This window comes from Endozoicomonas sp. ALD040, from assembly GCF_049275945.1.
In the GTDB taxonomy this organism is placed as follows: Bacteria; Pseudomonadota; Gammaproteobacteria; order Pseudomonadales; family Endozoicomonadaceae; genus Endozoicomonas_A.
The window spans coordinates 6,561,249-6,573,405 of sequence record NZ_CP184829.1 but is presented as its reverse complement, the minus strand read 5'-3'; the positions used below and the strand labels follow the sequence as shown (position 1 = coordinate 6,573,405).

The 12,157-nt window shown below is 46.3% G+C and carries 6 protein-coding genes; all 6 read left to right on the top strand.

Features of this window, described 5'->3' with window-relative positions; all coding sequences use genetic code 11:
* Positions 1-220: 220 nt before the first annotated feature.
* The 6 genes from ACOJUN_RS24175 to ACOJUN_RS24150 all read left to right on the top strand — a co-directional run bounded on the left by ACOJUN_RS24175 (position 221) and on the right by ACOJUN_RS24150 (position 12,089).
* Positions 221-2,053 (top strand): F-box/WD repeat-containing protein, encoded by a 1,833-nt coding sequence (locus tag ACOJUN_RS24175; RefSeq protein ID WP_422134395.1) that lies wholly within the window; start codon positions 221-223, stop codon positions 2,051-2,053.
* Positions 2,043-3,842, top strand: a complete 1,800-nt coding sequence (locus tag ACOJUN_RS24170; protein WP_422134394.1) for an F-box/WD repeat-containing protein — start codon at positions 2,043-2,045, stop codon at positions 3,840-3,842. The genes ACOJUN_RS24175 and ACOJUN_RS24170 overlap by 11 nt, the downstream gene beginning before the upstream one ends.
* 340 nt (positions 3,843-4,182) lie before the next feature.
* Positions 4,183-5,982: an F-box/WD repeat-containing protein gene (locus tag ACOJUN_RS24165; protein ID WP_422134393.1), complete on the top strand. Its 1,800-nt coding sequence runs from the start codon at positions 4,183-4,185 to the stop codon at positions 5,980-5,982.
* Positions 5,983-6,322: 340 nt separating this feature from the next.
* Positions 6,323-8,125 (top strand): F-box/WD repeat-containing protein, encoded by a 1,803-nt coding sequence (locus tag ACOJUN_RS24160; protein WP_422134392.1) that lies wholly within the window; start codon positions 6,323-6,325, stop codon positions 8,123-8,125.
* A 177-nt stretch (positions 8,126-8,302) separates the two neighbouring features.
* Positions 8,303-10,108, top strand: coding sequence for an F-box/WD repeat-containing protein (locus ACOJUN_RS24155; RefSeq protein ID WP_422134391.1), 1,806 nt, complete (start codon positions 8,303-8,305; stop codon positions 10,106-10,108).
* A 178-nt stretch (positions 10,109-10,286) separates the two neighbouring features.
* On the top strand, positions 10,287-12,089 hold the full coding sequence (locus tag ACOJUN_RS24150) for an F-box/WD repeat-containing protein (RefSeq protein WP_422134390.1): 1,803 nt from the start codon (positions 10,287-10,289) through the stop codon (positions 12,087-12,089).
* The last annotated feature ends 68 nt before the right edge of the window (positions 12,090-12,157 follow it).

Below are 12,157 nucleotides of genomic sequence, written 5' to 3'. Positions count from 1 at the left end.
CGCCTCTAATTGTTTTTATCAATTTAGAACCTCTTTGTTAAGAGGGTGTCGCAAAACTCTAACAACTCGTTCCCACGCTCTGCTTGGGAATGCATACCTCCCCTGAAAAGCGGACTCTGCAGCGCGAGATGGGTATGGGTTCCCACGCTGGAGCATGGGAACCAGAGTTTTGCTACACCCTCTTAATCGAGGGGAGATAATAGCTCAGGGGAAATCAGATATGCATTCTGAGTTTAGTCACTCCGGCATATCCGGCTCGTACTCGCTACCGGCCAATCTGGCAAGACCGGAGGGTGAAGAATCTGCTGTCATGGCCTGCAGGTCTGTCACTTTACCTGACACAGAAATAAAGAAAACCGCTTCATTGCAAGGTTTGCCCGAGGAAATAACCGTCAAAATTATTCGCTTGTTGGAACTTCGGGATATTGCCCGACTGCAACAGGTGTCGAGTCACTTGTACAGGGTTATTAAAAACGATCATGCTCTGGCAAAGGCATGGTATCAACGGTTTTCTTCACCACATCAATATCAACTAAAGAAAATCCTTCCTGCACAGGATAAAGAACAACTTCGTAATTGGCTGCGGCCGTTTACGAAGGACGAAGCCTTAGTAAAATCACTCATAAAATATCGAAAGACAGTTTGTTTTCCTGCTTTGTTCCATTTCACCAGAACTGGATTGATGTCTCGATGTAAAACATTCCATTTGGATACAAAAGCTACCATTGCACATAATATTGGGGTCTCATCAGCCGTCTTTAGCACCGATGGCCGCCATCTGGTGACGGCCAGTTACGACGACACGGCGAAAATATATGACCAGGAGGACGATGGTAAATGGGTAGAAAGAATCACCATTTTTCATAATCATTTTGTCGGTTCTGCCACTTTTAGTGCAGATGACCGCCACGTGTTGACCGTCTGCGGTTGGGATAACAAGGTGAAAATCCATGGTAAGAAAGCCGATGGGTCCTGGGAAGAAAAAACCACCATTTCCCATGAAGACTTCGTCGTGTCAGCTACCTTCAGCCCGGATGGCTGCTATGTAGTGACCGCCAGCAACGATAACACGGCAAAAATCTATGGTCTGGGCGTTGATGGGTCATGGGAGCAAAAACTCACCATTTCCCATAATCACCAGATCAACTCAGCCACCTTCAGCGCTGATAGCTTTCATGTAGTAACCGCCAGCTACGATATGACGTCAAAAATCCTTAGCCGACAGACTGATGGGTCATGGCAAGAAAAAGCCATCATTTCCCATGATAGCTGGATCGAATCAGCCACTTTTAGCGCCGATGACCGTCATTTGGCGACCATGAGTCGCGCTTTCGAGGTGAAAATCCACAGCCAGGAGAACGATGGATTATGGCAAGAAAAACTCACTATTTCCCACGCTCGCTGGGTCAGCTCAGTCATATTCAGTCCTGATGCCAGCCGTCTGTTGACCGCCAGTTGGGATAAGACGGCGAAAATCTTTGGTCTGAAGGCCGATGGGTCATGGAGAGAAGAAACCACCATTTCCCACAGTCTCGGTGTCCATTCAGCCGCCTTTAGTCCCGATGGCAGCTACACAGTAACCGTCAGTGCGGATAAAACGGCGAAAATCTGTGGTCCAAAGGATGATGGATCATGGGAAGAAAAAGTCACCATTTCCCATCCTAACTCAATCATCTCAGCCACCTTCAGTGCCGATGGACGCAGTGTGGTGACCGCCAGCAAAGATGGAACGGCAAAAATCTATGGCCTGAAGCCCGATGGATCATGGCAGGAAGAAGTCACCCTCTCCCATGATTCCCGGATCAATACAGCCTCCTTTAGTCCCGATGGTCGCCATGTGTTGACTGCCACTCGCGATGGTTCGGTAAAAATCTATGGTCAGGAGATGGATGGATCATGGGTCGAAAAAGCCATCATTTTCCATGACGGTTCGATTGACTCAGCCAGCTTTAGCTCTGATGGCCATCATGTGGTGACCACCTGTACCGATGGCCGGGTGCAAATTTATAGGCTAGGGGCGTCTGATTCAGGAGAAACCAGACATGCATCCTAATGCTGACAACTTTGGCGTAGTCGATTCAACCTCGCTACCACCTGTGAGCACTTCATTGGGGGAAGAACCGTCGGGTGTCAATGCGGGCAGGTCCGTCACTGTGCCTGAAAAAGAAATAGAGAAAACCGCTTTATTGCACGATTTGCCCGAGGAATTAACCCTCAAAATTTTTCGCTTTTTGGAACTTCGGGATATCATCAGTTTGCAACAGGTATCTACACACTTAAACAGGTTTATTAAAAACGAACATGTTCTGGAAAAGACATGGTATCGCCGGTTTTCTTTACCTCATCAATATCAATTGAAGAAAAGCCTTCCCGTAAAGGATAAAGAACAGCTCCGAAATTGGCTGAGACCGTTTACGAAGGATCAAACGTTAGTCGAATCACTCATAGAACACCGAGAGGCCGTTTATTTTCCTGCCCTTTTCCATTTCGCCAAAGCCCGACTGATGTCTCAATGCGAAAAGTATAATGTCGATACAGAGGACGTTATTGCTCATGAAGACAGGGTGAACTCAGCCACCTTCAGCGCCGATGGTAGCCACCTGGTGACGGCCAGTGACGATGCAACGGCGATAATCTATGGTCAGAGGGCCAATGGATCATGGGTAAAAAAAGGCATCATTTGCCATCAAAACATTGTCAAATCTGCCATCTTCAGCGCCGATGGCTGCCATCTGGTGACTGTCAGTTGGGATTGTAGGGCAAAAATCTATAGTCAAATCGATGGGACATGGGAAGAGAAGCTCACCATTTCCCATGATGATTTCTTCTCAGTCACCTTCAGTGCCGGTGGCCGCCATTTGGTGACCACCAGTGAGGATAACACGGCGAAACTCTGTGTTTTGGGAGACGATGGTACATGGGAAGAAAAACTCACCATTTCCCATGATGATTGGGTCAGCTTTGCTGCCTTCAGCGCCGATAGTCGTCATTTGCTGACCGCCAGTTTTGATAACACAGCAAGAATCTATAGTCAGGAAGCTGATGGGTCATGGGTAAAAAAAATCATCATTTTCCATGACCAACGGATCAACACAGTTACCTTCAGTGCCGATAGTCACCGTGTGGTGACAGCCTCTAACGATGGCACAGTGAAAATCTATGGTCAAAAGGACGATGGCTCATGGGAAGAAGAAACCATCATTTCCCATGATCACCATGTCAACTCAGCTACCTTTAGTGCCGATGACCGCCATGTGGTTACGGCCAGTGAAGATAACACGGCGAAAATCTGTGGTCTGAAGGACGATGGATCATGGGGAGAAGAAACTGTCATTTCCCATAATCGCTATGTCAACTCAGCCGCCTTCAGCCCCAACAGCTGCCATGTGTTGACGACCAGTCACGATAACACGGCGAAAATCTTTAGTAAGAAAGACGACGAATCATGGGAAGAAAAACGCACTATTTCCCATGATAACTATGTCAGCTCTGCCACCTTCAGCCCCGATAGTCGCCATTTGGTGACGGCCAGTAACGATGGCATGGCGAGAATCTATGGTCTGAAGACTGACGGATCCTGGGTCGAAAAGGCCGTCATTTCTCATTTGAGTGCCGTCAAATCAGCCACCTTTAGCGCCGATGGCCGCCTTCTGGTGACCACCAGTACAGATGGAAAGGCAAAAATTTATGGTCAGGATATTAATGGATTATGGGTAGAAAAAGCCGTTGTTGCCCATAGAGGTTTGGCCCAATCAACTGTCCTCAGTGCCAATGGCCACCATTTGGTCTCACCCTTTCCACATAACTATTTGAGAATTTATAAGCTATCTATGAATACTTGATTATTGGCTGTGATAACAAAAGGAACGCCATTGCGCATGTGCTGAAAGGCAGAAATTTCTTTAGTGGCACTTAGCAACCTACTTATGAACTTTTATTTCAAAGCCGACTCTAAGTACCTAACCAGTTGGTTTCGCCTATTCTGGACGGCGGCTTTTTCCATCCTTCTGCGTTCCAACTCTGGTTGCGTAGCTATGGCTACGCGCCCGTCGTTGCGCCTTGAAGGATGAAAAAATCCACTCGCCAGAATATGCGAAACCAACTGGCCAGGTACTTAACTGACTTCATCAATTTTGAATGTCTTTGCTTATCGGAGAGGTGAAGACTTAAGAGAAACCAGATATGTATTCTGACGTTAATCATTCCGACATAGTCGGTTCACCTTCGCTACCACCTGTGAGCATTTCATTGGAGGAAGAACCATCGGGTGTCAATGCGGGCAGGTCCGTCACTGTGCCTGAAAAAGAAATAGAGAAAACCGCTTTATTGCACGATTTGCCCGAGGAATTAACCCTCAAAATTTTTCGCTTTTTGGAACTTCGGGATATCATCAGTTTGCAACAGGTATCTACACACTTAAACAGGTTTATTAAAAACGAATATGTTCTGGAAAAGACGTGGTATCGCCGGTTTTCTTTACCACATCAATATCAATTGAAAAAAAGCCTTCCTGTAAAGGATAAAGAACAGCTCCGAAATTGGCTGCGACCGTTTACGAAGGATCAGGGATTAGTCGAATCACTCATAAAACACCGAAAGGCCGTTTATTTTCCTGCCCTGTTTCATTTTGCAAAAGCCCGACTGATGTCTCAATACGAAAAGTATAATGTCGATACAGAGGCCGTTATTGCTCATGAAGACAGGTTGAACTCAGCCAACTTCAGCCCCGATGGCAGCCACCTGGTGACGGCCAGTGACGATGCAACGGCGATAATCTATGGCCAGAGGACTGATGGAACATGGGCAAAAAAAGGCGTCATTTCTCATCAAGGTGGTGTCAGATCTGCCATCTTCAGTGCTGATGGCCGCCATGTGGTGACCGCCAGTTGGGATCACACAGCAAAAATTTATGGTCAAGTCGATGGGGCGTGGGAAGAGATGCTCATTATTTCCCATGATAACGATGTTACTTCAATTATCTTCAGTGCTGATGGCTGCCATTTGGTGACCGCCAGTAAGGATAAAACGGCGAAAATCATTGTCCTGGAAGACGATGGGTCATGGGAAGAAAAACTCACCATTTGCCATAGTGGTTGGGTCCACTTAGCCAGCTTCAGCGACGATAGTCGTCATTTGGTGACTGTCAGTTACGATAACACGGCAAAAATCTTCTGCCTGCGGGACGATGGATCATGGGAAGAAAAAGTCACCATCTCTCATAATTATTTGATCAGATCAGCCGCCTTTAGCGCGGATAGTAGCTGTGTGGTGACGGCCTCTATCGATGAAACAGTGAAAATCTATGGTCAAAAGATCGATGGCTCTTGGGAAGAAGAATCCATCATTTCCCATGACCACTGGGTCAACTCAGCTACCTTCAGTGCTGATAGCCGCCATTTGGTTACGGCCAGTAACGATAAAACGGGAAAAATCTGTGTTCACAGGGACGATGGATCCTGGGGAGAAGTAGCTGCCATTTCCCATAAGGGCAATGTTGACTCAGCCGCCTTCAGCCCCGATGGCCGTCATGTGGTGACAACAAGTAGCGATAAAACGGCGAAAATCTTAAGTAAGAAGGACGACGGATTATGGGAAGAAAAACGCACCATTTCCCATGGTTACGGTATCAGGTCAGCCACCTTCAGCCCCGATGACTGTCATGTGGTGACTGCCGGTAACGATGGCAAGGCGAAAATCTATGGTCTGAAGACTGACGGATGCTGGGTCGAAAAGGCCATCATTTCCCATGAAGCTTCACTCAAAACAGCCACCTTTAGTGTCGATGGCTGCCTTGTGATTACCACCAGTATGGATGGAACGGCAAAAATTTATGGTCAGTGGGCTAATGGGTCATGGATAGAAAAAGCCGTTGTTACCCATAGAGGTATGGCCAAAACTGTCCTCAGTGCCGATGGCTACCATTTGGTTTCACCTTTTCTCTTTGACAATTTGAGAATTTATAAACTATCGATGAAGAACTGATTGTTTGCTGTGATCAATAAACGAACGCCATTGCGTATGTGCTGAAAGGCAGAAATTTCTTTTAGTGGTATCTAACAACACTCTGTGAACTTTTATTTCAAAGCCGACTCTAAGTACCTAACCAGTTGGTTTCGCCTATTCTGGACGGCGGCTTTTTCCATCCTTCTGCGTTCCAACTCTGGTTGCGTAGCTATGGCTACGAGCCCGTCGTTGCGCCTTGAAGGATGAAAAAATCCACTCGCCAGAATATGCGAAACCAACTGGCCAGGTACTTAACTGACTTCATCAATTTTGAATGTCTTTGCTTATCGGAGAGGTGAAGACTTAAGAGAAACCAGATATGTATTCTGACGTTAATCATTCCGACATAGTCGGTTCACCTTCGCTACCACCTGTGAGCATTTCATTGGAGGAAGAACCATCGGGTGTCAATGCGGGCAGGTTCGTCACTGTGCCTGAAAAAGAAATAGAGAAAACCGCTTTATTGCACGATTTGCCCGAGGAATTAACCCTCAAAATTTTTCGCTTTTTGGAACTTCGGGATATCATCAGTTTGCAACAGGTATCAACACACTTAAACAGGTTTATTAAAAACGAATATGTTCTGGAAAAGACGTGGTATCGCCGGTTTTCTTTACCACATCAATATCAATTGAAAAAAAGCCTTCCTGTAAAGGATAAAGAACAGCTCCGAAATTGGCTGAGACCGTTTACGAAGGATCAAGCGTTAATCGAATCACTCATAAAACACCGAAAGGCCGTTTATTTTCCTGTCCTTTTCCATTTCGTCAAAGCCCGACTGATGTCGCAATGCGAAAAGTATAATGTCGATACAGAGGCCGTTATTACTCATAAAGACATCGTGAACTCAGCCACCTTCAGCGCCGATGGTAGCCATCTGGTGACGGCCAGTGACGATGCAACGGCGATAATCTATGGTCAGAGGGCCAATGGCTCATGGGTAAAAAAAGGCATCATTTGCCATCAAAACATTGTCAAATCTGCCATCTTCAGCGCCGATGGCTGCCATCTGGTGACTGTCAGTTGGGATTGTACGGCAAAAATCTATAGTCAAATCGATGGGACATGGGAAGAGAAGCTCACCATTTCCCATGATGACGCTATCACCTCAGTCAACTTCAGTGCCCTTGGCCGCCATTTGGTGACCGCCAGTAAGGATAATACGACGAAAATCTGTTTTCAGGGAGACGATGGGTCATGGGAAGAAAAACTCACCATTTTCCAGGACGATTGGGTCCGCTGTGCCGCCTTCAGCGCCAATGGTAGTCATTTGTTGACCGCTGATCACAATAACACGGCGAGAATCCACGATCAGGAAGTCGATGGATCATGGGCAAAAAAAATCACTATTTTTCATGACCTACGGATCAACTCAGTCACTTTCAGTGCCGATAGTCACCGTGTGGTGACAGCTTCCACAGATGGCACAGTGAAAGTCTATGGTCAAAAGGACGATGGCTCATGGGAAGAAGAAATCATCATTTCCCATGATGAGAAGGTCAACTCAGCTACCTTTAGTACCGATAGCCGCCATTTGGTAACGGCCAGTGAAGACAGCACAGCGAAAATCTGTGGTCTGAAGGACGATGGATCATGGGGAGAAGAAGCTTTCATTTCCCATAGGAGCTATGTCAATTCAGCCGCCTTAAGCCCCAATGGCAATCATGTGGTGACGACAAGTCACGATAACATAGCGAAAATCTGTAGTAAGAAGGGCGACGGATCATGGGAAGAAAAACGCACTATTTCCCATGATAACTATGTCAGCTCTGCCACCTTCAGCCCCGATAGCCGCCATTTGGTGACGGCCAGTAACGATGGCATGGCGAGAATCTATGGTCTGAAGACTGATGGATCCTGGGTCAAAAAGGCCATCATTTCCCATCTGAGTGTTGTCACATCAGCCACCTTTAGCGCCGATGGCCGCCTTGTGGTGACTACCAGTACAGACAGAACGGTAAAAATTTATGGTCAGGATAGTAGTGGATTATGGGTAGAAAAAGCCGTTGTTGACCATAAAGGTTCGCCCAAATCAACTGCCCTCAGTGCCAATGGCCACCATTTGGTTTCGCCCTTTCGCCATAACAAATTGAGAATTTATAAGCTATCTATGAATACTTGATTATTGGCTGTGATCAATAAAAGGGACGCCATTGCGCGTGTGCTGAAAAGCAAAAATTTTTTGGTGACACTTACAACCTGTTATGAACTTTTATTTCAAAGCCGACTCTAATTGACTTCATCAATTTTGAAATTCTTTGTTAATCGGGGGGGGATAGTCAATCAGGAGAAACCAGATATGTATTCTGAGGTTAATCATTCCGACATAGCCGGTTCACCTTTGCTACCAGATGTAAGCACTTCATTGGCGAAAGAACTAACGGGTGTCAGTGCGGGTGGCAGGTCCGTTGCTGTGCCTGAAAAAGAAATGGAGAAAACCGCTTTATTGCACGATTTGCCCGAGGAATTAACCCTCAAAATTTTTCGCTTTTTGGAACTTCGGGATATTGTCAGTTTGCAGCGGGTATCTAAACACTTAAACAGGTTTATTAAAAGCGAACATGTTCTGGAAAAGACATGGTATCGCCGGTTTTCTTTATCACATCAATATCAATTGAAAAAAAGCCTTCCTGTAAAGGATAAAGAACAGCTCCGAAATTGGCTGCGACCGTTTACGAAGGATCAAGCGTTAATTGAATCACTCATAAAACACCGAAAGGCCGTTTATTTTCCTGCCCTGTTTCATTTCGCAAAAGCCCGACTGATGTCTCAATACGAAAAATATAATGTCGATACAGAGGCCGTTATTGCTCATGAAGGCAGGGTGAACTCAGCCACCTTCAGCCCCGATGGTAGCCACCTGGTGACGGCCAGTGAGGATGCAACGGCGATAATCTATGGCCAGGGGACTGATGGAACATGGGCAAAAAAAGGCGTCATTTCTCATCAGGGTGGTGTCAGATCTGCCATCTTCAGTGCCGATGGCCGCCATGTGGTGACCGCCAGTTGGGATCACACAGCAAAAATTTATGGTCAAGTCGACGGGACGTGGGAAGAGATGCTCACCATTTCCCATGATAACGATGTTACTTCAATTATCTTCAGTGTTGATGGCTGCAATTTGGTGACCGCCAGTAAGGATAAAACGGCGAAAATCTTTGCGCTGGAAGACGATGGGTCATGGGAAGAAAAACTCACCATTTGCCATGGTGCTTGGGTCCACCTGGCCACCTTCAGCGACGATAGTCGTTATTTGGTGACTGCCAGTTACGACAACACAGCAAAAATCTTCTGCCTGCGGGACGATGGATCATGGGAAGAAAAAGTCACCATCTCCCATAATTGTTTGATCAGATCAGCCGCCTTTAGCGCTGATAGTAGCTGTGTGGTGACGGCCTCTAACGATCACACAGCGAAAATCTTTGGTCAAAAGATCGATGGCTCTTGGGAAGAAGAATCCATCATTTCCCATGATCAATGGGTCAACTCAGCTACCTTTAGTGCTGATAGCCGCCATTTGGTAACGGCCAGTGAGGATAACACGGCGAAAATCTTTGGTCTGAAGGACGATGGATCCTGGGGAGAAGAAGCTGTCATTTCCCATAAGGGCAATGTTGGCTCAGCCACCTTCAGCTCCGATGGCCGTCATGTGGTGACAGCAAGTAGCGATGAAACGGCGAAAATCTTTAGTATGAAGGACGACGGATTATGGGAAGAAAAACGCACCATTTCCCATGAATACGGTATCAGGTCAGCCACCTTCAGCCCCGATAACCGTCATGTGGTGACCGCCTGTAGCGATGGCATGGCGAAAATCTATGGTCTGAAGACTGACGGATCCTGGGTCAAAAAGGCCGTTATTTCCCATGTAGGTTCACTCAAAACAGCTACTTTCAGTGCTGATGGCGGCCTTGTTTTGACCACCAGTCTGGATGGAACGGCAAAAATTTATGGTCATTGGGCTAATGGTTCATGGGTAGAAAAAGCCGTTGTTACCTATTTAGGTTCTGTCAAATCAACTGCCCTCAGTACCAATGGCCACCATTTGGCTTCGCCCTTTCACCTTGGCGAATTGAGAATTTATAAGCTATCGATGAATCATTGATTGTTTGCTGTGATCAATAAAAGGGACACCATTGCGCATGTGCTGAAAGGCAGAAATTTCTTTGGTGGTAATTAACAACCTATTATGAACTTTTATTTCAAAGCCGACTCTAATCGTTTTCATCAATTTTGAATGTCTTTACTAACCGGGAAGTGTGAAAACTTAAGAGAAAACAGATATGTATTCTGACGTTAATCATTCCGACATGGCCGGTACACCTTCGCTATCACCTGTAAGCACTTCACCAGGGAAAGAACCACCGGGTGTCAATGCGGGCAGGTCCGTCACTGTGCCTGAAAAAGAAACAGAGAAAACAGCTTTATTACACGATTTGCCCGAGGAATTAACCCTCAAAATTTTTCGCTTTTTGGAACTTCGGGATATTGTCAGTTTGCAACAGGTATCTACACACTTAAACAGGTTTATTAAAAACGAACATGTTCTGGAAAAGACATGGTATCGCCGGTTTTCTTTATCACACCAATATCAATTGAAAAAAAGCCTTCCTTTAGAGAATAAAGAACTGCTCCGAAATTGGCTGCGACCGTTTACGAGAGATCAAGCGTTAGTCGAATCACTTATAACACACCGAGAGGCTGTTTACTTTCCTGCCCTTTTCCATTTCACCAAAGCCCGACTGATGTCTCAATGCGAAAAGTATAATGTCGATACAGAGGCCGTCATTGCTCATAAAGACAGGGTGAATTCAGCCACCTTCAGCGCCGATGGTAGCCAACTGGTGACGGCCAGTAACGATGCAACGGCGAAAATCTATGGTCAGAGGGCCAATGGATCATGGGCAAAAAAAGGCGTCATTTATCATCAAGACGGTGTCGGATTTGCCATCTTCAGTGCCGATGGCCGCCATGTGATAACCGTCAGTTGGGATTGTGCGGCAAAAATCCATAGTCAAATCGATGGGACATGGACAGAGAAACTTGGCATTTTCCATGATGGCAGTTTCTCCTCAGTCACCTTCAGTGCCGATGGCCGTCATTTGGTGACCGTCAGTGAGGATAACACGGCGAAAATCTGTGTTCAGGGAGACGATTGGGCATGGGAAGAAAGACTCACCATTTCCCATGATACCCGGGTCCACTTTGTCACCTTCAGCGCCGATAGTCGTCATTTGGTGATCGCCAGTCACGATAACACAGCAGGAATCTATGGTCAGGAAGCTGATGGATCGTGGGTAAAAAAAATCACCATTTCCCATGACCGACTGATCCAATCAGCCACCTTCAGCGTCGATAGTCACCGTTTGGTGACAGCCTCTGACGATGGCAAAGCGAAAATCCATGGTCAAAAGGACGATGGCTTATGGGAAGAAGAAACCATCATTTCCCATGATTGCCTTGTCAACTCAGCTAACTTCAGTGCCGATGAACGCCATTTGGTTATGGCCTGTGTGGATAACACGGCGAAAATCTTTGGTCTGAAGGACGATGGATCATGGGGAGAGGAAGCCATCATTTCCCATAATAGCTATGTCAACTCAGCCGCTTTCAGCCCCAATGGCAGCCATGTGGTGACGACAAGTTTCGATAAAACGGCGAAAATCTTTAGTAAGAAGGATGACGAATCATGGGAAGAAAAACGCACTATTTCCCATGATCACTATGTCCGCTCAGCCACCTTCAGCCCCGATAGCCGCCATTTGGTGACCGCCAGTCACGATGGCATGGCGAGAATCTATGGTCTGAAGACTGACGGATCCTGGGTTGAAAAGGCCATTATTTTTCATCTGGATGTTGTCATTTCAGCCACCTTTGGCGCCGATGGCCGCCATGTGGTGACCACCAGTACAGATGAAACGGCAAAAATTTATGGCCAGATGACCGATGGATTATGGGTAGAAAAAGCCGTTGTTGCCCATAGAGGTTTGGCCAAATCAACTGCCCTCAGTGCCAATGGCCATCATATGGTTTCGCCCTTTCGCCATAATAAATTGAGAATTTATAAGCTATCGATGAATCATTGATTGTTTGCTGTGATCTATAAAAGGGATGCCATTGCGCATGTGCTGAAAGGCAGAAATTTCTTTTAGTG